At 62.5% G+C, this 20,104-nt stretch carries 23 protein-coding genes; 17 read left to right on the top strand and 6 right to left on the bottom strand.

Annotated elements, in window-relative coordinates; genetic code table 11:
• The first annotated feature begins 208 nt into the window (after window positions 1–208).
• From BM151_RS04900 to BM151_RS04865, 8 genes are all read left to right on the top strand, one after another.
• Window positions 209–1,159, top strand: a complete 951-nt coding sequence (locus BM151_RS04900; protein ID WP_177213023.1) for a DUF2059 domain-containing protein — start codon at window positions 209–211, stop codon at window positions 1,157–1,159.
• Between the two features lie 581 nt (window positions 1,160–1,740).
• Window positions 1,741–2,337 (top strand): 50S ribosomal protein L21, encoded by a 597-nt coding sequence (locus BM151_RS04895; protein ID WP_090058346.1) that lies wholly within the window; start codon window positions 1,741–1,743, stop codon window positions 2,335–2,337.
• Between the two features lie 21 nt (window positions 2,338–2,358).
• The gene (gene rpmA, locus BM151_RS04890; RefSeq protein WP_090058342.1) at window positions 2,359–2,628 is read left to right on the top strand and encodes a 50S ribosomal protein L27; all 270 of its coding nucleotides are present in this window, start codon (window positions 2,359–2,361) and stop codon (window positions 2,626–2,628) included.
• 276 nt (window positions 2,629–2,904) lie between these two features.
• Complete coding sequence (locus tag BM151_RS04885) at window positions 2,905–3,453, top strand: GNAT family N-acetyltransferase (RefSeq protein ID WP_245781120.1); 549 nt, start codon at window positions 2,905–2,907, stop codon at window positions 3,451–3,453.
• Between the two features lie 42 nt (window positions 3,454–3,495).
• On the top strand, window positions 3,496–4,041 hold the full coding sequence (locus BM151_RS04880) for a GNAT family N-acetyltransferase (RefSeq protein ID WP_090058332.1): 546 nt from the start codon (window positions 3,496–3,498) through the stop codon (window positions 4,039–4,041).
• A 92-nt stretch (window positions 4,042–4,133) separates the two neighbouring features.
• Complete coding sequence (gene obgE / locus BM151_RS04875; RefSeq protein WP_090058328.1) at window positions 4,134–5,183, top strand: GTPase ObgE; 1,050 nt, start codon at window positions 4,134–4,136, stop codon at window positions 5,181–5,183.
• On the top strand, window positions 5,183–6,307 hold the full coding sequence (gene proB / locus BM151_RS04870) for a glutamate 5-kinase (protein ID WP_090058325.1): 1,125 nt from the start codon (window positions 5,183–5,185) through the stop codon (window positions 6,305–6,307). The genes obgE and proB overlap by 1 nt, the downstream gene beginning before the upstream one ends.
• Window positions 6,308–6,312: 5 nt before the next feature.
• Window positions 6,313–7,581 carry a glutamate-5-semialdehyde dehydrogenase gene (locus BM151_RS04865; RefSeq protein ID WP_090059204.1) on the top strand — a complete coding sequence of 423 codons (1,269 nt, stop codon included), beginning with the start codon at window positions 6,313–6,315 and terminating at the stop codon, window positions 7,579–7,581.
• A gap of 144 nt (window positions 7,582–7,725) precedes the next feature.
• On the opposite strand, the gene BM151_RS04860 is transcribed toward BM151_RS04865, so the two are convergent.
• On the bottom strand, window positions 7,726–8,325 hold the full coding sequence (locus BM151_RS04860) for a histidine phosphotransferase family protein (RefSeq protein WP_090058321.1): 600 nt from the start codon (window positions 8,323–8,325) through the stop codon (window positions 7,726–7,728).
• A 55-nt stretch (window positions 8,326–8,380) separates the two neighbouring features.
• Here BM151_RS04860 and BM151_RS04855 point away from each other — a divergent pair, with 55 nt between their 5' ends.
• From BM151_RS04855 to olsA, 3 genes are all read left to right on the top strand, one after another.
• A complete protein-coding gene (locus BM151_RS04855) occupies window positions 8,381–8,560 on the top strand; it encodes a DUF3553 domain-containing protein (RefSeq protein ID WP_090058318.1) in 180 nt (59 codons plus the stop codon).
• A 206-nt stretch (window positions 8,561–8,766) separates the two neighbouring features.
• Window positions 8,767–9,546: an L-ornithine N(alpha)-acyltransferase gene (gene olsB, locus BM151_RS04850; protein ID WP_090058314.1), complete on the top strand. Its 780-nt coding sequence runs from the start codon at window positions 8,767–8,769 to the stop codon at window positions 9,544–9,546.
• Window positions 9,543–10,388 (top strand): lyso-ornithine lipid O-acyltransferase, encoded by an 846-nt coding sequence (gene olsA / locus BM151_RS04845; protein ID WP_245781096.1) that lies wholly within the window; start codon window positions 9,543–9,545, stop codon window positions 10,386–10,388. Before olsB ends, olsA begins: the two co-directional genes overlap by 4 nt.
• 259 nt (window positions 10,389–10,647) lie before the next feature.
• On the opposite strand, the gene BM151_RS04840 is transcribed toward olsA, so the two are convergent.
• Entirely contained in the window at window positions 10,648–11,274 is a 627-nt protein-coding gene (locus BM151_RS04840) for a thiamine phosphate synthase (RefSeq protein WP_090058310.1), read from the bottom strand.
• A 120-nt stretch (window positions 11,275–11,394) separates the two neighbouring features.
• Here BM151_RS04840 and BM151_RS04835 point away from each other — a divergent pair, with 120 nt between their 5' ends.
• Window positions 11,395–12,162 carry an RNA methyltransferase gene (locus tag BM151_RS04835; RefSeq protein WP_245781095.1) on the top strand — a complete coding sequence of 256 codons (768 nt, stop codon included), beginning with the start codon at window positions 11,395–11,397 and terminating at the stop codon, window positions 12,160–12,162.
• Window positions 12,163–12,287: 125 nt separating this feature from the next.
• On the opposite strand, the gene BM151_RS04830 is transcribed toward BM151_RS04835, so the two are convergent.
• A complete protein-coding gene (locus BM151_RS04830; RefSeq protein ID WP_177213022.1) occupies window positions 12,288–12,662 on the bottom strand; it encodes an SH3 domain-containing protein in 375 nt (124 codons plus the stop codon).
• A gap of 262 nt (window positions 12,663–12,924) precedes the next feature.
• Here BM151_RS04830 and ctaA point away from each other — a divergent pair, with 262 nt between their 5' ends.
• Genes ctaA through BM151_RS04815 form a run of 3 tightly spaced genes read left to right on the top strand, consistent with a single transcriptional unit; the run spans window position 12,925 to window position 15,986 of the window.
• Entirely contained in the window at window positions 12,925–14,067 is a 1,143-nt protein-coding gene (gene ctaA, locus BM151_RS04825; protein ID WP_090058298.1) for a heme A synthase, read from the top strand.
• Between the two features lie 15 nt (window positions 14,068–14,082).
• Window positions 14,083–15,564: a carboxypeptidase M32 gene (locus BM151_RS04820; RefSeq protein ID WP_090058294.1), complete on the top strand. Its 1,482-nt coding sequence runs from the start codon at window positions 14,083–14,085 to the stop codon at window positions 15,562–15,564.
• Window positions 15,564–15,986 carry a PaaI family thioesterase gene (locus tag BM151_RS04815; protein WP_090058291.1) on the top strand — a complete coding sequence of 141 codons (423 nt, stop codon included), beginning with the start codon at window positions 15,564–15,566 and terminating at the stop codon, window positions 15,984–15,986. The genes BM151_RS04820 and BM151_RS04815 overlap by 1 nt, the downstream gene beginning before the upstream one ends.
• Before the next feature lie 8 nt (window positions 15,987–15,994).
• Here BM151_RS04815 and BM151_RS04810 read toward each other — a convergent pair whose 3' ends face one another.
• From BM151_RS04810 to BM151_RS04800, 3 genes are read right to left on the bottom strand one after another with little or no spacing between them, the layout of a single operon-like run.
• The gene (locus tag BM151_RS04810) at window positions 15,995–17,173 is read right to left on the bottom strand and encodes an HD domain-containing protein (RefSeq protein ID WP_090058287.1); all 1,179 of its coding nucleotides are present in this window, start codon (window positions 17,171–17,173) and stop codon (window positions 15,995–15,997) included.
• A gap of 17 nt (window positions 17,174–17,190) precedes the next feature.
• Window positions 17,191–17,460: a hypothetical protein gene (locus BM151_RS04805; protein WP_090058284.1), complete on the bottom strand. Its 270-nt coding sequence runs from the start codon at window positions 17,458–17,460 to the stop codon at window positions 17,191–17,193.
• A gap of 12 nt (window positions 17,461–17,472) precedes the next feature.
• The gene (locus BM151_RS04800) at window positions 17,473–18,126 is read right to left on the bottom strand and encodes an alpha/beta hydrolase (RefSeq protein ID WP_090058280.1); all 654 of its coding nucleotides are present in this window, start codon (window positions 18,124–18,126) and stop codon (window positions 17,473–17,475) included.
• Window positions 18,127–18,493: 367 nt separating this feature from the next.
• Here BM151_RS04800 and iscR point away from each other — a divergent pair, with 367 nt between their 5' ends.
• Window positions 18,494–18,964 (top strand): Fe-S cluster assembly transcriptional regulator IscR, encoded by a 471-nt coding sequence (gene iscR / locus BM151_RS04795; RefSeq protein ID WP_090058276.1) that lies wholly within the window; start codon window positions 18,494–18,496, stop codon window positions 18,962–18,964.
• A gap of 45 nt (window positions 18,965–19,009) precedes the next feature.
• Window positions 19,010–20,053: a cysteine desulfurase family protein gene (locus BM151_RS04790; RefSeq protein WP_090059200.1), complete on the top strand. Its 1,044-nt coding sequence runs from the start codon at window positions 19,010–19,012 to the stop codon at window positions 20,051–20,053.
• The last annotated feature ends 51 nt before the right edge of the window (window positions 20,054–20,104 follow it).

Genomic DNA, 20,104 nt, shown 5'->3' with positions numbered 1-20,104 from the left:
CTGTGCAACCCCTATTCGTGACATTCTTTTGGGCAATTTCATGCGCGCCCCGCGCAAGAAGCCGCTGGCGTTGGCGAAAACCCCTGTTTGTGTTGTGTCAATGGCCTGTCCGGGGCTTGTCCCGCCGCTCACTCTTTGTTTAGCTGACAGCTGTATATCCCGCGTTTCAGGGATCGAGCGAACCATCGAGAGAACCAAAGGGGACGAGATGCACGAGGCAAGGACGGTGAGCGGGGCGAAACAACTGGGCCTGACAGGCGTGGCGCTTGGGATGGCGCGACGCGTGAGGGGTGGGCTGCTCGCCGGTGCCGTGGCGCTTTCTCTGCCAGCGGTTGCGCTGCCTGCGGCGCTCTCGCTTTTCTCCCTGCCACAGGCGGCAGAGGCGGCGGTGGACGAGGGCGCGCTCAAGACCCTGATGGAGGCGATGATGTTTGACGAAGTCGTCACCGTGCTTTCCGACGAGGGCAGGTCGATGGCCGAAGATTTCGTCGAGGCCGGCTATGGCGTGCCGAAACCGGCCTGGGACGAGATGCTGGGACGGCTCTACGATCCGGCGGTGATGGCACGGGCCTTTCATGACGAAATGGCCAAGGCGCTCGATGGTGCCGAGCTGGCGCCGATGGTCGAGTTCTTTTCCAGCGACCTCGGGCAGCGGATTGCCCGGCTCGAGCTCGACACCCGCAAGGCGCTCTCGGATGAGGCGGCGCAGGCTGCGGCGGGCGAGGCTTGGGCGGCGATCGATCCCGATACCGAACGCGCCCGGCTGATCGAGGAATATGTCGAGGTCAATGATCTGGTCGAAATGAACGTGGTCGGCGCGATGAACAGCGACATCGCCTATTATCAGGGGCTCTGGTCCGAAGGGTTCGAGATGGACGAAGGGATGAGCGACAGCGATCTTCTGAACCAGATCTGGTCGACGGAACCCGAAGTGCGCGCCGATGTCTCTGAATGGGTCTACGGTTTCTCGACCCTGGCCTATTCGTCGCTGAGCGATGCGGAACTGGCGCGCTATGTCGCCTTTGCCCGCACCGAGGCGGGGCAGAGGCTCAACATGGCGCTGTTTGCCACGTTTGACGCGGTCTATGACCACCTGTCGCGCGGCCTTGGCGCCGGCACGGCGGTGATGATGCAGACCTATGATGGCGAACAGCTCTGAGTGCAAGCGGCGGCCAGGAGGTCGGTTTTGCGGACTTTCCTGCCATTCGCCCTCTTAGCGTTGAGCCGTGACAAGTATGCTGGGACAGGTCATGCCCGAGGCATGCTTTCAGCATGACCGCAGGCGCGGCGGCCTTCGACCTTGTTCCGCGCCAAGAAGACCAACGTCCCCAAAGGGCACTTTTCTTACTTTCAGTCAGCCCCGCAAAAGGCCGATGCCTTTGGTTTTGGCTGGTTTTGGCAAGAGTTCGATCTGGCACATCCGTGAAAACCGCCATAGAACCGTAGAGAGTGGCGGGGGCAGTCCGGCAAAGACCACCGCCTTCACGCATTGCAGGCTTGACTTTTCGACCATGATTCCCGATATACCGCGCACCCGGCGGACCATTGGTGCGACCGGGTGATGTCTTTTTGTCCGAAGGGTTTTCGAACCCGTGTTGAAAATCAGGGCAAATGAGCCATCTTTATATGACAATCTCGTCCCCAAAGGGGCGCGCTGTTCGCGGCATCCAACGTCGGCAAATCCTTGAGAAAGGGCAGGGCCGGGGCCACAGGACGCGGGTATATCGAAAGGAAGACTGCATGTTTGCGGTTCTGAAAACTGGCGGTAAGCAATACAAGGTGCAAAGCGGTGACGTTCTGCGCGTGGAAAAGCTCGCGGCCGATGCTGGTGAAAAAGTCCAGTTCAACGAGATTCTGATGGTCGGTTCCACCATCGGCGCCCCCCTCGTGGAAGGTGCCGGCGTGCAAGCCGAAGTCATCGACCAGATCAAGGGTGAGAAACTCATCCACTACGTCAAACGTCGTCGTAAGCACTCTTCGCAGCGCAAAAAAGGCCACCGTCAGCAGCTCACGCTGCTCCGCATCACCGACATTCTTGAAGCCGGTGCGGACAAATCCGGTGTCAAAGCTGCCGTTGGCGCGGGCTCTGTGTCTGCCGCTCCGGCCGCTGCCGCGGCTCCGAAGAAAGCCGCCGCCAAAGCCGAGGCCGCCCCGGCAGCCGCTGCTGGCGCTGACGATCTGACCACGATCACCGGTGTGGGTCCGGCTGCTGCGAAAAAACTGGTTGAAGCTGGGATCACCACCTTCGCTCAGCTCGCCGCTGTCGATGCCGACACGTTCGAGGCCACCAAAGTGAAGCCCGAATGGGTGGAACAGGCCAAAGAACTGGCCAAGTAAGCGACATAAGGAGAGAACACCATGGCACATAAAAAAGCAGGCGGTTCGTCCCGTAACGGTCGCGACTCCGCAGGTCGCCGTCTCGGCGTCAAACTCTACGGTGGCCAGGACGCCATCGCTGGCAACATCATCGTGCGTCAGCGCGGCACCAAATTCTGGCCGGGTGAAGGCGTGGGTCTTGGCAAAGACCACACCATCTTCGCCACCACCGACGGTAAAGTGACCTTCCACAAGGGTCTCAAGAAACGCACCTTCGTGTCCGTGCTTCCAGTGGCGGACGCCGCCGAGTAAGCCGACCTCACAGGTTCGAAAAAATGAGGGATCGGCGAGAGCCGGTCCCTTTTCTTTTGCCCGTCGGGCCTGTGCCCGTGGTCGGAAAAGCCCGAGGCACAGAAAAAACTTGAATGAAGCAAATATTTTAGGCCAAATGAGCCTTCGCGCGGCCGGTGGTTTCAGACGATTTTAATGAAACTGTCGTAATGGGATGCAATAGTCCCGTTTCCGGCACCTTCTTCGGGGAGGAAGAGGGGCAAAAGGCTCTTAGGAGGAAGAGAGATGAAAATGGACATGGTCAAAGACCTTGAAGCGCAAGCGGTGATCGAACAGCCGGTGATCGAGACCGATCGTTTCGTGCTGCGCGCCCCGCGTCGCTCCGATGTCGGGCTTTTGAACATGTATGCCAGCGACAAACGCGTGGCCCGCAATTCCCGCTCTCTGCCGCATCCGATGCCGCCGGGGGCGACCGAGGCCTTCGTGAACCGCGCGCTCAAGCCCGAGGCGACGGAAAAGGTCTGGATCTTGGATGGCTCCGATCATGGTCTGTCCGAGGTGCTCGGCGTGATCTCTTTGAAACCGCTGGACCGCGATCAAAGCGAGGTGGCCTTCTGGGTCGCGCCATCGTTCTGGGGCACCGGGCTGGCGCGCGCCGCGCTCAGGGCGCTGGTCGAGGCCAACCCAACCGGGGCCAAGACCATGTTCGCGGAGATTTTCCAGGACAATCAGGCCTCGGCCCGTGTCGTGACCGCCGCAGGGTTCGAATATATCGGCGATGCCGAGACTTATTCCGTCTCCCGCGGTGCCCATGTCCCAACCTGGACCTATCTGCGTAAACTCTAAGCGCCCCTGATCGTCGGGGCCTCCACAAGGAAAGCCCCCGAGATGACCGATCACCCCACACTCACCACAGACCGTCTGATCCTGCGCCCGCTGAGCCATGCGGATGCCGAAGATCTGACGCGCGCGGTTTCTCATCCCGAGGTGGCGCGAATGATGAGTTCCGTGGCCTTGCCCTGGGCCGAGGCGGCGCGGCACGACTGGATCGACGCCGCGCTCTGGCGGGGCGTGCCGGGGTTCCGGTTCGCGATTTGCCTCAAGGATGGCCGCTTTATCGGCACGGCGGGTTTCGGCGGGGGGCCGGTTCCGAGCCTGTCCTATCTTTTGGACCCCGTGCATCACGGCAAGGGCTATGCCACCGAGGCGATGCGTGTCTTCCTGACATTCGTGCAGGACCGTTTTGCCCCCGAAGTGATCGAAGCCGGGCATTTCGCCGACAATCCCGCCTCCGGCCGGGTGCTGGCAAAGCTCGGCTTTCGCCGCATCGGAACGCGGATGGTGAAAAGCGCCGCCCGTGAGGGGCCGGCGGAGCTCTGCTCTTATGAGTTGACGCGCAACGGCTTTGCGACGCGCCCGGCACCGAAAGCATGAATGTGCAATTGAGTTTAACGCGGTGGCAGGATACATCTGCCCGAAAGCCCTAATCGACATCCGGTCGCATCCGGGCAGCAAAGGATAAGACGATGAAATTCCTCGATCTCGCAAAGGTCTATATCCGCTCCGGTTCGGGCGGCAACGGCTGCGTGTCGTTCCGGCGCGAGAAATATATCGAATTCGGCGGGCCGAATGGCGGCGATGGCGGCAAGGGCGGCTCGGTGATCATCGAGGCGGTCGAGGGGCTGAACACGCTGATCGATTTCCGCTATCAGCAGCATTTCTTTGCCCAGAACGGCCAGGCCGGCATGGGCAACAACCGCACCGGCAAGGATGGCAAGGACATCGTGCTGCGAGTGCCGGCGGGCACCGAGGTCCTGGACGAGGACGAGGAGACGGTGATCGCCGATCTCGTCGAGGTGGGCGATACGTTTGTTCTGGCCAAGGGCGGCAACGGCGGTTGGGGCAACCTGCGCTTCAAGACCTCGACCAACCAGGCGCCGGGCAAGGCCAACCCCGGCCAGCCCGGTATTGATCGGACCATCTGGCTGCGTCTGAAACTGATCGCGGATGCGGGTCTGTTGGGTCTGCCGAACGCGGGCAAATCCACCTTCCTTTCCGTGACCTCGAACGCGCGACCGAAGATTGCCGATTACCCGTTCACCACGCTGCATCCGAACCTCGGCGTCGTCGGCATCGACAATGCCGAATTCGTCGTCGCCGATATTCCCGGTCTGATCGAGGGCGCTTCCGAGGGCCGTGGTCTGGGGGATCTCTTCCTCGGCCATGTCGAGCGTTGTGCGGTGCTCTTGCATCTGATCGACGGCACGGCGGAAGACGTGGTTGCGGATTACGAGACGATTATTACCGAGATCAACAATTACTCGCATATCCTGGGCGACAAGCCGCGGATCACCGTGTTGAACAAGATCGACAGTCTGCTCGACGAAGAGGTCGAGGAGAAGCTCAAAGCCCTGCAGGAGGCCTCCGGCGGTCGCGTCTACACCATGTCCGGCGTGTCGCGCGAGGGTGTCGACACGGTGCTGCGCGCTCTGAAAGCCGAGATTTCCATGGACCGTCTTCGGATCAAGCAGGAAGAAGCGGGGGATGACGAGGAAGATACGCCTTGGCAACCCTGATGGCCCATAACCCTGCCGCGTTGACCGCAAATCTGGCGGATGCCGCACTCGTGGTGATCAAGATCGGCTCGGCGCTTCTGGTCGAAAAGGGCAAGCTGCGGCGTGGCTGGCTCGACGGTCTGGCCGAAGATGTCGCCATGCTGAAAGCCCGCGGTGCCAAGGTGATCCTTGTTTCGTCGGGGTCGATCGCTCTGGGGCGTGGCATTCTCGGTCTGCCCGGCGGAGAACTGCCCTTGGAGCAATCTCAGGCCTGCGCTTCGGTCGGTCAGATCCGGCTGGCGCGCGCCTATCAGGAGGCGTTGGAGCCGCATGGCATCACCACCGCGCAGGTGCTCCTGACCCTCGAGGACAGCGCCGACCGCCGCCGCTATCTCAATTCCCGCGCAACGCTCGACGCGCTGTTGGGCCTGGGTGTCGTGCCCATCGTCAACGAGAATGACACCGTGGCCACGGATGAGATCCGCTATGGCGACAACGACCGGCTGGCGGCGAATATCGCCGTCACCGTGGGCGCCGACCGGCTGGTGCTCCTGTCCGATGTCGACGGGCTTTACACCGCTAACCCTGCGGTCGATCCGGCGGCGCAACATATCCCGGTGGTCGAAGAGATCACCCCCGAGATCGAAGCCATGGCGGGCGAGCCCGTCTCCGGCGTCTCGAAAGGCGGGATGAAGACCAAGGTGATGGCAGCCAAGACCGCAATCTCCGGCGGCTGTACCATGGCGATCACCGAAGGATCGCGAGAGCGGCCCATTCTGGCGCTCGAACAGGGCGCGCAGGCGACATGGTTCATCGCCGCCGAGGACCCGGCCCATGCCCGCAAACGCTGGATCGGCGCGATGAAGCCCAAGGGCGAGATTCAGATCGATGCCGGTGCCGTTCTGGCGCTTGCGAAAGGAAAATCCCTGTTGCCCGTCGGCGTCGAGGAGGTCGTTGGCCATTTTGGCCGCGGCGAACCAGTGCTGGTGCTCGGGCCGGACGGGGCGCGTATCGGGCTCGGGCTGTCGCGCTACACCTCGGATGAGGCGGAAGCAATCAAGGGCGCGCATTCCGAAGACATTCAGGCGATCCTCGGCTATTCTGGCCGGGCCGCTTTGATCCATAGAGATGATTTGGTGACATGAACAACATGACGACCGAAAACGACGTGAAACAGATGATGGAAACCCTCGGCCGCAACGCCAAGACGGCGGCGCGGGCGCTTGCCACGGCCTCGGCCGAGGCCAAGGAAAAGGCGCTTTTGGCGGCCGCCGATGCGCTCTGGACCAACCGGGCCGGGATCATCGAGGCCAATAAGAAAGATCTGGAATTTGGCCGTGAGAAAGGTCTCACGGATGCGATGATGGACCGGCTGATGCTCGACGAGTCGCGCATTCAGGGCATGATCGACGGGCTCAAGGCCATCGCGGCACAGAAAGATCCGGTGGGCGATGTGATCGCCGAATGGGATCGCCCGAACGGGCTGCATATCAAACGCGTGCGCACGCCCTTGGGCGTGATCGGCGTGATTTATGAGTCCCGTCCGAATGTGACGGCGGATGCCGGCGCGCTCTGTCTGAAGGCCGGCAATGCGGTGATCCTGCGTGGTGGTTCCGAGAGTTTCCACAGCTCCGGCGCCATCCATGACTGTCTGGTCGCGGGGCTCAAGGCCGCAGGCCTGCCCGAGGCGGCGATCCAGCGGGTGCCGACCCGCGACCGCGCCGCGGTCTCTGAGATGCTGCACATGACCGATTATATCGATGTCATCGTGCCGCGCGGCGGCAAAGGACTCGTGGGTCTGGTGCAGCGCGAAGCCCGGGTGCCGGTGTTTGCGCATCTCGAGGGCATCGTGCATATCTTTGTCGACGCCTCCGCCGATCCGGAGAAGGCGATGAAGATCGTGCTCAACGCCAAAACCCGACGCACCGGCATCTGTGGCGCCGCCGAATGCCTGCTCATTCACAAGGACATTGCCGAGACTTTGGGCCGCGATCTGATCAAGGCGCTGGTGGAGAAGGGCGTCGAAGTGCGCGGCGATGCCGAGGTCATGGCGCTGGTCGATCAGGTGACGCCGGCGACCGAAGAGGACTGGGGCCGCGAATATCTCGACAGCATCATCGCCGCGAAAGTGGTTGCCGATGCCGATACGGCGATCGCGCATATCCAGCGCTATTCCTCCTCGCACACCGATTGCATCCTCTCCGAGACGCCCGGGAATGTCGAAAAGTTCTTCTCGCATCTCGACAGTGCCATCCTGATGCACAACAGCTCGACGCAATTCGCGGATGGTGGCGAGTTCGGCATGGGCGCCGAGATCGGCATTGCCACCGGCAAGATGCACGCGCGCGGTCCGGTCGGCGCCGAACAGCTCACCAGCTTCAAATATCTCGTGACCTCAGAGGGCGCGGTGCGCAGCTGAACTCTCAGGATATGAAGCATTGGAAAGGGGCCTGTCGGGCCCCTTTTTCATGACGGGAGATGTCTGCCCTGCGGGGCGGAGCGGACGTTCGAGAAGCACTGTCGGGCGCGAAACAAGGCGAATCCGCCGCGCCTCTTCTCGGGCTCACGCGGTCAGCGAAATCACCCCGTCGCCCGACGAATGCACGATCCGGCGGCCCAGTGCCTCGGCCTGCATCGGCGCCAGCAGGAACTGCACCTCGGAGGGTTTCAGCCCTTCGGAGCTGCTCACCGCGCCGAGACGCGCCCAGAGATCCGGCGAGGGCTCGATCCGGTCGGCCTTGGCGCGGACCACCCATTGGCCACCATTGTAGCTCACCTTGATTTCGCCACCGCGGGGCAGGGCGGTCTCGATGCACATCAGCATCAGACAGGCGAGTTTCACCTCTTCACGCTCGAGATCCTCCTCGGGCGCCCAGACATAGCTCAGCCGATGGGTCGAGAGCGCGTGCAGAATGCCGGAGATCTCGTTGCGCGACACCATCTGGCCGAGGCTGGCCATGCCAAAGGCGATGCGAAAGAATTTCACCCTTGCATTTGCATTGTCGACGCTTTCGGAGATAAGGCTAAGCTCAGGTCCGGTGCCAGCCCCCGACATGGCCATCAGCTCCACCCCGTTCGAGATCGCCCCCACCGGGCTGATCAGGTCGTGACAGATGCGGGAGCCGATCATGGCGGCGATGTCGCGGGTCAGGTCTTGGGTCATGATGTCTCCTATTCGGGGCAAAGTTCAGAGAAGTCTCGGGAAAGGCGCTGTCGCAATGGATGATCTCAACGCAATGCTGGAGCCGGGTCAATTGGTCCGCCACCCGTCCGAGGCGGACTGGGGCCTCGGTCAGGTGCAGTCGAATATCGGCGGCAAGATTACGGTGATGTTTCAGCATGCCGGCAAGGTCGTGATCGACAGCCGGCGGGTTGCGCTTCTCCCTGTGTTCGAATGAGGGCCTGTCTGCGCGTGCGCGGGCCTGTGGTGGTGATCTGTGTTTGTTATACTGCTTCTTTCAGGGACCAGTGTAGGCAATCACCGATCCGTTGACCATGCTCAATCGACCGTGACATGCCTCTGGCGACAAGGGTTTGCGCGGCTCTGTTGCAATGAAATCAACAAAATCCTACAACCCCTCCAGCAAAGAGCAGTGAGACCCGCATGAGCGCCGAGCCATCGCCATTCCAGTTGAAATTCGCCAAAGATGAGGCGGATTTGCGCGCGGCGCAGCGATTGCGCTACCGGGTGTTTGTTCAGGAACTCGGCTCCGATGGCGAAATGGTCGATCATGCCGCCGAACTCGAGGCCGATCGCTTCGATCCGCATTACGATCATCTGATGCTGATCGATCCGGCGCGCTCCGAGGACCCTTTGGAGCAATGCGTGGCGGTCTACCGGCTGCTGTCGGGTGAAAAAGCCGCCGAGATCGGGCAGTTCTATTCCGAGCACGAATATGATCTGGCGCCGCTCAAGGCTTCCGGCAAGCGTCTCTTGGAACTTGGCCGCTCCTGTGTCGCACAGGAGTATCGCGGCGGCGCGGCGCTGTTTCAGATGTGGGCGGGGTTGGCGAAATACGTCATCGAAGAGGGGTTTGATGTCCTGTTTGGCACGGCGTCCTTCTTCGAGGCCGATGTCGCGCGCCATGCCGAGGCGCTCTCGCTCCTGCATCACCGTCATCTCGCGCCGGAGCCGCTGCGGGCGCGGGCGCTGCCGGAGCATTTCCAGTCGATGGATCTGATGCCCGAGGATCAGATCGACCGCAAACGCGCCATGCTGGCCGTGCCGCCGCTGATCAAGGCCTATCTGCGGATGGGTGGCACCGTCGGCGAGGGGGCGTTTGTCGACCGGGCGTTCAACACCGTCGATGTGTTGCTGATCCTCGACACGGACCGGATTTCGCCGCGTCAGCGCGCGCTCTACACCAAGGGAATCGGCGGATGAGCGGGCCGTTCTGGGAAAGCCGTATCCCCTATACGGAGCCGGCCCCGGTGCGCGGTGGCACCTGGCGCATGGTCCGGCGTGGCCTGCCGGTCATCCTTATGATCCTGATCTGCATGGTGCTGATGTTCGCGACCCGGGCCGTGGAAAGCCTGTTCTACGGCCTGCGCCGGCCCTGGTCGTCCTTTTACCCGCGTTTCGTGTCGCGCAATGCCTTGCGTCTGATGGGGATCAGCCTCACCGTCAAGGGCCAGCCGATGCGTCATCACGGCGCGGTGGTGGCGAACCATTCGACCTGGCTCGATATTTTCGTGCTCAATGCGGTGCAGCGGATTTTCTTTGTGTCGAAGGCCGAGGTCGCCAATTGGCCCGGCATCGGCACCATGGCCAAGGCCACCGGAACCGTGTTCATCAATCGCGACCGCCGGGATGCGGCGAAGCAAAAGCGCCTCTTTGAAGAGCGGCTGCATCTCGGGCACAAGCTGTTGTTCTTCCCGGAAGGCACCTCCTCGGACAGCCTGCGCGTGCTGCCGTTCAAGCCCACCTTGTTTGCCGCCTTCTTCACGCCCGAGTTGCGCGAAGAAGTCTGGATACAGCCGGTCACCGCGCGCTATGTTGCGCCCGAGGGACAGGATGTGCGGTTTTTCGGCTGGTGGGGCGAGATGGAATTCGGCCCGTCGCTGCTGCATGTGTTGAAAGCCAGCCCACAGGGGCGCGTCGAGGTGACATTTCATGACCCGATCGCGGTGAAAGACGTCAAAGACCGCAAGGAAATGGCCGCAAGATGCGAGGCGGCGGTGCGGTCAGCCCTGCCGGAGATCCCGGACCCCTATGTGAATGTGTGAGGCGGTTGCGCGCGGGGTGTTTTGAGACCCAGGCGGAGGTTGGGCGCGAGGGCGTGCGCTGGCCCGTGGAGGAGCGCCACACCCTAAGAGGTCTGCACTTTATGCCTGCCAAATCCGAGAAACTTCAATCCGTTTTACGCGGGTGACACTGCGCTCGCCCGCCAGAACGGGCCAGCGCAGGCGCGGCGGCTTCGCCTTGTTCCGCGCCCGACAGTATTTCGTTTGAACAGCAGAAAAATCCCGCAAAGCCGCTCTTCGGCTACCCCATCGCCGCGATCAGCTCGCCCAGCGCCGCCACCGGGTCTTCCGTCGACCAGATCTCATCACCAATGGCAAAGAAATCGGTCACCGGGGTGAAGTCCTTGACGATTTCGGCGGTCAGGGCACCCTCGGCCACCACCGGCACTTCGATCATCAGCGACCACCATTCAAAGAGATCGCGCGGCGCCTTGGTGCCATCGCCCAGTTCGGTGTCACCAACGGGCCCGAAGGCGACGTAATCGGCGCCGATTTCACCCGCGGTCATACCGTCATGTTTCGACGCGCCACAGAAGCTGCCGACGATGGCATCATCGCCCAAGACCTTGCGCACCTTGCGGACCGAGCGCGAGCCGTCGGTGAGATGCACGCCGTCGAGCCCGTGACGCTCGGCCAGTGCCACATGGCTCTCGATCACGATCGCCACATCGCGGGCATGACAGACCTCGCGGCAGGCATCCGCTGCGCGGCCCAGCTCGTATTCGTCCTTGGAGGCCAGCGCCAGCCGTACACAGGCCACCTCATGCGCGTCCAGCACGGCGGCGAGCCTGGCCGGGAAATCTTCGAGATCAAAGGCACTCGGGGTCGACAGGTAGATTTGCGGGCGTTCTTGCGGCTGCTCGGACATTTAGGCGGCTCCTGAAAAGCGTTTCGCCCCCTATAGCGCAAGCCGTGGGCGGGCGGAAGCCTTGCGAGTGCGGTCAAATCCGCCTATCACGCGCCAAATCTTCCAAAACAGGTCCGTCTCATGTCCGATACTGCCCAAACTGGCCCAACCCCGGCGATGATCACCCCCGCGATCATCCTCGTGCGTCCGCAGATGGGCGAGAATATCGGTGGGGCGGCACGCGCCATGTGGAATTTCGGGCTCGACCGGATGCGGGTCGTCGCCCCGCGCGACGGCTGGCCCAATCCGAAAGCCGTGGCCATGGCCTCCGGCGCCGGGCGTCTTTTGGACGAGGCCGGGCATTTCGACACGGTGCGCGCGGCGGTCGCGGATTGCGACTATGTCTTTGCCACCACGGCACGGATGCGCGGCATCACCAAACCGGTGGTGACGCCCGAGCGCGCCATGGAACAGGCCCGCGCCATGGTGGCCGAAGGCAAGAAGATCGGCGTAATGTTCGGCCCGGAACGCGCAGGGCTTGAAAATGAGGACGTGGTCGAGGCCAATGCCATCGTCACCGTGCCGGTGAACCCGGTGTTTGCCTCGCTCAATCTGGCGCAGGCCGTGCTCCTGATGTCCTACGAATGGGGCCGCCAGACCACGGATGTCGCCCCCGAGGTGATGGATCTCGCCAAGACCGACTGGGCCGGTCATATCGAGGTGGAAAAACTCGGCGATCACTATGAAGACGTGATGGAAGAGGCCGGGTTCTTCTTCCCGGATCACAAGGCCGAGAATATGAAGCTCAACCTGCGCAACCTCTGGTCGCGCATGCCGCTCACCCGCGCCGATGTGCAGATGCTGCACGGGGTGATGCGGCAGATGAAGCGCTGGAAAGAGCGCGGCTGAGCCAGACGCTCCTCAGGCGCAGAAAAAAGCCCCCGCCGGAGCGGGGGCCATATGCGAGGCGCGCGTGTCATCGGGGAGGGGATGCACGGGCCTCAAGCATCCTCTTGCGGTTCGGGGCCTGAGCCCTAGCGGTTATAGGCCGGACCGCGTGGTGTGCCGAGTTGCAGGCCACAGGTGCCGTCGCACATCAGGTAACGGCTGGACACCCAGACCCGTTCGCCTTGCGGCGTTTCAACCTGTGCCCAACCCCGTTGTTGGTTCAACAGTTTGAGCTGTGTGCCGGATCTCAGGGTCAGCATTTTATGATACTGGGTGCCCGGACCCGCCCGGCCATTCAGTGTCACGCCCTGACGGACGCAATACCGATCCTGAACCTGCACTTGCATTTGTCTTTGCTGCTGAATCGGGCGCGGCCCGCTTTGCGCGAAAGCGACCATCGGCGCCGCCGCCATGGTGGTGATCAGCAGGAATGTGGTGAGTTTGCGAAGACTGTGTTTCATCGATGCCTCCTCTTCGTCCGGCCCCTGTTTCGCGTCCTCTTTACTCTTGGGGGCGTGCCTTTCGGGGCAACTGATCATTGTACGACTGTCAAACCGGTTTCCGTCGCTGCGCCGGCACGATATCCGGTGCGAAATCCAAGATGATTTCCGGCATGATTTCCGGCACTGGGATCAGCCCCTGAGTGTTTTTGAACGGTTTGACCGCTTGCCCTTCCGGCCCGCGCTGCCTAGGTTTCTGGCAAGACAGAGGAGAGGGCGGCAGATGGCGCAAAAACGCAGCATTTTCGAAGAGGTGGCAACGGATGAAAAGCCGAAGGCCGCCCCGCAGGGCGGGTTGATCGAAAAGGGGCGCGGTGGCGCGCGCAAGGGCATCCGCGCCTGGCTCATCGTGATTTTCGCGCTGGTGATGGCGATGATCGCCGTCGGTGGTCTGACACGGTTGACGGATTCCGGCCTGTCGATCACCGAATGGAAGCCGGTCACGGGCGCCATCCCGCCGATGTCCGAAGCCGACTGGACCTCCGAGTTCGAGAAATACCAGCAGATCCCGGAGTATCAGCTGCAAAACGAGGGCATGAGCCTGTCGGAGTTCAAATCCATCTATTGGTGGGAATGGGGCCATCGTTTCCTCGGCCGTTTCATCGGCCTCGTTTGGGCCGTGGGCTATATCGGCTTTGCCGTGGCGCGCAAGGTTCCCACCGGCTGGCACAAACGCCTGATCTTCATCGGCGCGCTTGGCGGGCTTCAGGGCGCGATCGGCTGGTGGATGGTCTCCTCCGGGCTGGTGGGCGAGAGGCTCGATGTGGCCTCCTACCGGCTGGCGACGCATCTGGGCTTGGCCTTCATCATCCTCGGGTTCATCGCCTGGTATGTGTTCCTGCTTGGTCGGACCGAAGGGGAGTTGATGCAGGCGCGCCGTTCGAAAGACGCCAAACTCTACGGGCTGTCGACTGGCATGTTGCATCTGGCGTTCCTGCAGATTCTGCTGGGCGCGCTCGTCGCCGGGATTGATGCGGGCCGCGGTTATACCGACTGGCCGCTGATGGGCGGGCAGGTGCTGCCGCCCGATCCGTTCTATATCACGCCGGCTTGGCGCAATTTTTTCGAGAACCCGGCGCTGGTGCAATTCATCCACCGTATGGTTGGCTACCTGCTGTTCATTTTCGGCATTGTGGCCTGGCTCAAGGGGCGCAAATCGGCCAACAAGGCCACCGTGGGGGCTTTCAACCTGATGTTCGCGCTCCTGTTCCTGCAAGTGGTCCTGGGCATTGTCACGCTCCTGCATGGCGCGCCACTGGCTTTGGGCCTCTCTCATCAGGTCGGCGCCGTGGCGCTCTTCGTGGCGATCTCGCGGGCGCGCTTCCTGTCCAATTATCCGAAACCCCAATCCGTCCGTGCGGCGTAATCTCTGAGGTATGACATGTCATTTGACGCGCTTTTTTCCCATGTGAAAACGACCACGGCTCTGGGCCAGATCGCCGGGCGGCTGTCCTGGGATCAGGAGACGATGATGCCGCGCGGGGCGATGGAACAGCGTGGCGAGGAATTCGCTGCCATCGAGAGTGTGCTGCACGCCCGCAAGGTCGATCCCAAACTCGGCGACTGGCTGGCGACGATCGACGAGAGCACCCTCGATCCTTTCGGACAGGCGGTGCTGCGCCACACCCGCCGGTCTTATGAGCGCAACACCAAGGTGCCCGCCGATCTGGCATCAGAGCTGGCGCGGGTGACCTCGGTCGCGCAAGGCATCTGGGCCGAGGCCCGTGCGCGCGACGATTTCAACCATTTCGCGCCCACCTTCGAAGAGGTGGTGAAACTGCGCCGCGAAGAGGCGGCGGCGCTGAAAGAGGGCACGGATCATTCCGATCTATGGGATGCGCTGCATCAGGATTACGAGCCGGGTTCCTCGGGGGCGGTGCTTTCCGAGATGTTCGGCGCGCTGCGCCCGCGTCTCGTGGCGCTTCGTGACAAGATCATGGGCGCCGATCAGCCCAAGGGCCTCTCCGGCACCTATGACGAAGACGAGCAAATGGCCCTCACCGGAATTCTCGCCGGGGCGTTCGGCTATGATTTCGACCGGGGCCGGATCGACAAGGCGGTGCACCCGTTCTCTTCGGGCGCCGGGCTCGATGTCCGCATCACCACGCGGACCAATCCGGAAGACCCGCTCAATTCGATCTATTCCACCATCCATGAGACGGGTCACGCCTGCTATGAGCAGAACATCTCCCGCGACTACCTGCTGACGCCGCTGGGCGAGGGGGTCTCCATGGGGGTGCACGAAAGCCAGTCGCGGATCTATGAGAACCAGCTGGGCCGCTCGCGCGCCTTCACCGAATATCTCTATGGCCAGATGCGCGGCATGTTCGGTGAGATTGGCGTGAACAGCGCCGAAGAGTTCTACGCCGCCGTCAACCGCGTCACCCCGGGCTATATCCGCACCGAATCCGATGAGGTGCAATACAACCTGCATGTGTTGCTGCGCTTTGATCTCGAACGCCAGATCATCAACGGCACGCTCGATGTCATGGACCTGCCAGAGGCCTGGGACACGCGGTTCGAGGCGGATTTCGGCGTCAAGGTCGACAAGATCTCGAACGGTTGCCTGCAGGACGTGCATTGGCCGGTGGGGCTGTTCGGGTATTTCCCGACCTACAGCCTGGGCAATGTCTACGCCGGCTGCCTGCACAAGGCGCTGCGCGCCGATATCCCGGAACTGGATGCGGAACTGGCCAAGGGCAACACCGGCTCTGCCACCGCCTGGCTCGGCGAGCATCTCCAGCAATTCGGCGGCCTTCGCGAACCGCGCGACACCATCGTGCATGCCTGTGGCTTCGAGCCGTCGGAAGCGCCGCTTCTCGACTATCTCGAAGAGAAGTTTGCCGGCATCTACGGTTTCTGATGGCGCTCGCGATGGACAGATCCGCGCTGGAGGCCTTTCTGGCGCGGGATTTCGGCGAGGTCGCGGATGTGCTCGGCTTCGAGGAGGTTCGTGACGAGGCGGTGACCCTGCGGCTCACGCCCGATGCGCGACATCTGCGCCCCGGCGGCACGGTCTCCGGCCCCTCGATGTTCCTCCTGGCAGATGTGGCGATTTACTTTGCGATCCTCTCGCAACTGGGGCCGGTGGCATTGGCGGTCACCACCAATGCCCATATCGACTTCCTGCGCAAACCCGAGGCCGGAGTGCCGCTACTGGGTGAGGCGCGGGTGCTGAAACTCGGCAAAACGCTCGCGACCGGCACGGTGGCGATCCGCAATCCCGGAGCCGACAGGGTTTTGGCCCAGGCGCAGATGACCTATTCGATACCGCCGAACCGCTGAACGCCGTTTTACAGCGCGCCGCGCGCGACGAACCAGGGTTCGCATTTGGCGCGGATATAGGGCCAGAGCTGTGGACAGCCCTGGGCGATCTTGGTGCCGACGCGGGTATCAAGCTGGTGCAGCTTCACGTCATAGGTGCGCCAGGAGCCGCCATCGTCCGAGAGGTTGTGCAGCACCGGCTGAATCCGGTCGATCGATTTGGCATAGATCGCGGTCGGCGTCTCAGCCGCCTCGAATTCATCCCAGATCGCCCGGAACATCGCGCCCTGATCGGCGGGCAACAGGCCGAACAGCCGCTCGGCGGCCTTGATCTCCGCCTCTTCCTGAGCTTTCACCGCCTCGGGTGTCACTGCGCCATGGATCGGCGTGTCGCCTGCGTCCACTTCGACAATGTCGTGCAAAAGCAGCATCTTGATCGCCAGCGCAATGTCGACACCTGGGGCGGCATGATCGGCCATCACCAGCGCGTAGAGCATGATGTGCCAGCTGTGCTCGCCGGTGTTTTCCTTGCGCGACCCATCGGCAATTGGCGTGGCGCGATAGATGCTTTTGAGCCGGTCGGATTCGCACCAGAAAGCAAAACGCCGGGCCAGATCGCCTTCCGGGACCTCGCCCTCGAACGCCGCTTTGGTGAACTCGAACAGTTCCGGCAGGATGTCTTTCGTCTTCACCGCCCGGCCACGGCGCAGATTGCCTCCGACGATCTCGCGCTCTTCCTCGAGCTGTTCGGGCGCGCCGATGCTCTGCAGCGCAGGCGCAAGGTAATCGATCGCCTTGGCGAAACGCGCCGTCGGGCTTTGCATCGCCTCGAATTCTTCCCATGTCGCCCGGAAGCTCACCGCAAGATCCTCGGGCAGAAGCCCGTAGATGCGATCCGCCGCCGCCTTTTCGCGCGCGACGATCTCGTCGGTGTCATACAGGATATGGATCGGGTGATCGCCGGCGTCGACCTCGACAATGTCATGCAGCATGAGCATCTCGATCACGCGGTCGATGTCCACGTCGGCGCCGGCCAGCGGCGCGCACAAGAGCGCCAAAAGGCAGGCATGCCAGCTGTGTTCGGCGGAGTTCTCGAACCGCGAGCGATCCATCAGCTGATTGGCGCGCTCCACCGTCTTGAGCCGATCCGCCTCCATCAGAAAGGCATATTGGGCATCTAGGCGGGGGGAGGCGCTGTCTCTGGGCATGTGGTCCTTGGGGCGTGCTAGTATTCGATGTCATCCTCGGCGCCCGGAGGCGGCGCCGAAGCTGCGAGGCCAGCCTTGGCCTCGGCGATGCGTTTGTTGAGATATTCCCGGGCGCGCTTTTCCGAAAGCCGCACCCGGGCCGCGGTCATGAAGGCTTCCTGCGTGGTGATCGAGGACGCGCCGATGACGCGCGCGACATCCTGGATGAGATCCTCGGAGCCCACCACGTCAAGCGCGTCAATCGTGTCTTTCGCCAGATCGTCGGCGAGATCTTCCATGATCCCCATGACAGGCGCTCCTTAGCGGGTGTTCTCGGTCAGGCGGCGGCGGACATATTGATCGACCGTGCCGATCATCTCTTCCATATGCGGATCTTCGAAGAAATGGCCGGCGCCCTCGATTTCCTCGTGGGTGATGGTGATGCCCTTCTGCTCGTGCAGCTTGTTGACCAGCGTATGGGTGTCCTTCGGCGGCGCCACGCGGTCGGCAGTGCCGTTGATGATCAGACCCGAGGAGGGGCAGGGCGCGAGGAAGGAGAAATCATACATGTTCGCGGGCGGGGCAACCGAGATGAACCCGGTGATCTCCGGACGACGCATCAGAAGCTGCATGCCGATCCAGGCGCCGAAGGAAAAGCCCGCGACCCAGCAATGTTTCGCGTTCGGGTTCATCGACTGCAGATAGTCGAGCGCGGAGGCCGCATCGGACAGCTCACCCACGCCCTGATCGTATTCGCCCTGGCTACGCCCGACGCCGCGGAAATTGAACCGCAGCACGGTGAACCCCATGTTATGGAACGCATAATGCAGGTTGTAGACCACGCGGTTGTTCATCGTGCCGCCGAATTGCGGATGCGGATGAAGAATGATGGCGATGGGGGCGTCTTTTTGCGGCTGCGGGTGGTAGCGGCCTTCGAGCCGGCCCTCGGGGCCGGGAAAAATCACTTCGGGCATAGTCGTCCCTGTCTCCTCATGTCGCGGTCCGGGCCGGACATACCAGGGCCCGGTATCGCGTCGCTTTGTCTGGCAAGGCGCGCCCTCTGTCGAGAACGGCGCTGATGCGCTCATATCCGTGGCGTGCGGCTTTATAGTTGACGAAATTTCTCAGGCTATTTAGAAAGCTTCTAAATTGTCTGAGCGCAAAGCGCACGCGGGTGGTATGGACGTAAGGCTCTGACACGCGCACGTCAATGTTTTTGCGCCGGTTTTCCTGCGCTTCAGCCAAGGAATCGGCGGAGGCACAGGTGAGCGGGCGTAGAACAGGGCGGCTCATCGCGCAGACACATGCCGAGAGGCACCCGCAAGGCAAAGGGGAAAGCAAATGAAACTGTCGACAAAAGGGCGTTACGCCATGGTCGCTCTGGCAGATCTGGCATTGCAGCCGGAGGGGAGCCTCCTGTCGCTGGCGGAGATTTCCAAACGTCAGGATATTTCGCTCCCGTATCTCGAACAGCTTTTCGTCAAGCTGCGCCGGGCCGAACTCGTCACCTCGGTGCGCGGCCCCGGCGGCGGCTACAAACTCGCCAAGCCCGCCTCCGAAATGCGGGTCTCCGATATCTTGGGCGCGGTGGATGAGACCGTGTCCGCCATGCACACCGGCGCCGGCGCGTCGGGCGGGATTTCCGGCTCGCGGGCGCAATCGATGACCAACCGGCTGTGGGAAGGGCTCTCGGCCCATGTCTATGTCTTCCTGCACCAGACCCGGTTGTCGGATGTGATCCGCAACGAGCTCCGCCCATGCCCGGCGGTGCCGACGCTGTTTTCCGTGGTGGATGAAGAGACCGACGCCTGAGCCTTTGCTGCTCCGGCGCAAACATACTGAAAGACCCGAATGGCCATGACCCGCACATATCTCGATTGGAACGCCACCGCGCCCCTGGGGCAGGCGGCGCGTGCGGCGATGATCGCGGCGATGGATATCGTTGGCAATCCGTCGTCGGTCCATGCCGAGGGGCGGGCGGCGAAGGGCCTGATGGAACGGGCGCGGGCACAGGTCGCCGAGGCGTTCGGGGCGCAGGGGGCGGATATCGTTTTTACCTCCGGGGCGACCGAAGCGGCGGCGTTGGCATTTTCCGGCCGGGATCTGCACTGTGGCGCGGTCGAGCATGATGCGGTGGCCTCGTGGTGTCAGCTCGATCTGCCGGTGGACCGGCAAGGCCATGTGGCGATCTCCGATCCGGCGCAGAGCACGCTTCAGCTCGCCAATTCCGAGACCGGGGTGATTCAGGACTTGCCCGAAGGACTCGCCGTGGTCGATGCGACGCAGGGGTTTGGAAAGGTGCCCGTAGCCTTCAACTGGCTCGGCTGCGACATGGCGCTGGTCTCGGCGCACAAGCTCGGCGGGCCGAAAGGCGTTGGCGCGCTGGTGTTGAAACAGGGCCTCGATGTGGCCGCGACGATCAAGGGCGGCGGTCAGGAGATGGGGCGCAGAAGCGGCACCGAGAACCTCATTGGCATCGCCGGTTTTGGCGCCGCGGCGGACGCGGCGGCAAAGGCTCTGGCCGATGGCATATGGGATGAGGTCGCTCAAAAGCGTGATTATCTCGAAGACCTGTTGGCCGATGGTCTCGAAGACCCCATCTTTGTCGGGAGGGGCGAAGATCGCCTGCCGAATACGATGAACCTGATCACGCCCGGCTGGAAGGGCGAGACCCAGGTGATGCAGATGGATCTGGCGGGGTTTGCGGTCTCGGCCGGCTCGGCCTGTTCCTCGGGCAAGGTCAAGGCCTCGAAAGTCCTGACCGCCATGGGCTACAGCGATCTCGAGGCGGCCTCTGCTCTGCGGGTCTCGATCGGCCCGGACGTGAGCAAAGAAGATTTAGAGCGGTTCGCCAAAGCCTGGCTGGCCGCCTACGCGCGTCACAAAAAACGCGCGGCTTGAGAATGGAAATGAAACAGAGGGCCCAAGAAGCGCGCCCCGCACAGCACGGTA

It is taken from the genome of Celeribacter neptunius (genome assembly GCF_900113955.1).
In the GTDB taxonomy this organism is placed as follows: Bacteria; Pseudomonadota; Alphaproteobacteria; order Rhodobacterales; family Rhodobacteraceae; genus Celeribacter; species Celeribacter neptunius.
This window is presented reverse-complemented; position numbering and strand designations above follow the sequence as displayed.

Bases quoted from the DNA above. Each gene is read 5' to 3' on its own strand.
- olsA (WP_245781096.1), top strand. From the start codon at position 9,543: ATGAGCGGGCCGTTCTGGGAAAGCCGTATCCCCTATACGGAGCCGGCC.
- BM151_RS04790 (WP_090059200.1), top strand. From the start codon at position 19,010: ATGACCCGCACATATCTCGATTGGAACGCCACCGCGCCCCTGGGGCAG.
- iscR (WP_090058276.1), top strand. From the start codon at position 18,494: ATGAAACTGTCGACAAAAGGGCGTTACGCCATGGTCGCTCTGGCAGAT.
- proB (WP_090058325.1), top strand. From the start codon at position 5,183: ATGGCCCATAACCCTGCCGCGTTGACCGCAAATCTGGCGGATGCCGCA.
- BM151_RS04820 (WP_090058294.1), top strand. From the start codon at position 14,083: ATGTCATTTGACGCGCTTTTTTCCCATGTGAAAACGACCACGGCTCTG.
- BM151_RS04895 (WP_090058346.1), top strand. From the start codon at position 1,741: ATGTTTGCGGTTCTGAAAACTGGCGGTAAGCAATACAAGGTGCAAAGC.
- BM151_RS04880 (WP_090058332.1), top strand. From the start codon at position 3,496: ATGACCGATCACCCCACACTCACCACAGACCGTCTGATCCTGCGCCCG.
- BM151_RS04835 (WP_245781095.1), top strand. From the start codon at position 11,395: ATGTCCGATACTGCCCAAACTGGCCCAACCCCGGCGATGATCACCCCC.
- BM151_RS04900 (WP_177213023.1), top strand. From the start codon at position 209: ATGCACGAGGCAAGGACGGTGAGCGGGGCGAAACAACTGGGCCTGACA.
- BM151_RS04810 (WP_090058287.1), bottom strand. From the start codon at position 17,173: ATGCCCAGAGACAGCGCCTCCCCCCGCCTAGATGCCCAATATGCCTTT.
- obgE (WP_090058328.1), top strand. From the start codon at position 4,134: ATGAAATTCCTCGATCTCGCAAAGGTCTATATCCGCTCCGGTTCGGGC.
- rpmA (WP_090058342.1), top strand. From the start codon at position 2,359: ATGGCACATAAAAAAGCAGGCGGTTCGTCCCGTAACGGTCGCGACTCC.
- BM151_RS04805 (WP_090058284.1), bottom strand. From the start codon at position 17,460: ATGGGGATCATGGAAGATCTCGCCGACGATCTGGCGAAAGACACGATT.
- BM151_RS04885 (WP_245781120.1), top strand. From the start codon at position 2,905: ATGGTCAAAGACCTTGAAGCGCAAGCGGTGATCGAACAGCCGGTGATC.
- BM151_RS04815 (WP_090058291.1), top strand. From the start codon at position 15,564: ATGGCGCTCGCGATGGACAGATCCGCGCTGGAGGCCTTTCTGGCGCGG.
- BM151_RS04800 (WP_090058280.1), bottom strand. From the start codon at position 18,126: ATGCCCGAAGTGATTTTTCCCGGCCCCGAGGGCCGGCTCGAAGGCCGC.
- BM151_RS04860 (WP_090058321.1), bottom strand. From the start codon at position 8,325: ATGACCCAAGACCTGACCCGCGACATCGCCGCCATGATCGGCTCCCGC.
- BM151_RS04855 (WP_090058318.1), top strand. From the start codon at position 8,381: ATGGATGATCTCAACGCAATGCTGGAGCCGGGTCAATTGGTCCGCCAC.
- BM151_RS04865 (WP_090059204.1), top strand. From the start codon at position 6,313: ATGACGACCGAAAACGACGTGAAACAGATGATGGAAACCCTCGGCCGC.
- BM151_RS04830 (WP_177213022.1), bottom strand. From the start codon at position 12,662: ATGAAACACAGTCTTCGCAAACTCACCACATTCCTGCTGATCACCACC.
- BM151_RS04840 (WP_090058310.1), bottom strand. From the start codon at position 11,274: ATGTCCGAGCAGCCGCAAGAACGCCCGCAAATCTACCTGTCGACCCCG.
- ctaA (WP_090058298.1), top strand. From the start codon at position 12,925: ATGGCGCAAAAACGCAGCATTTTCGAAGAGGTGGCAACGGATGAAAAG.
- olsB (WP_090058314.1), top strand. From the start codon at position 8,767: ATGAGCGCCGAGCCATCGCCATTCCAGTTGAAATTCGCCAAAGATGAG.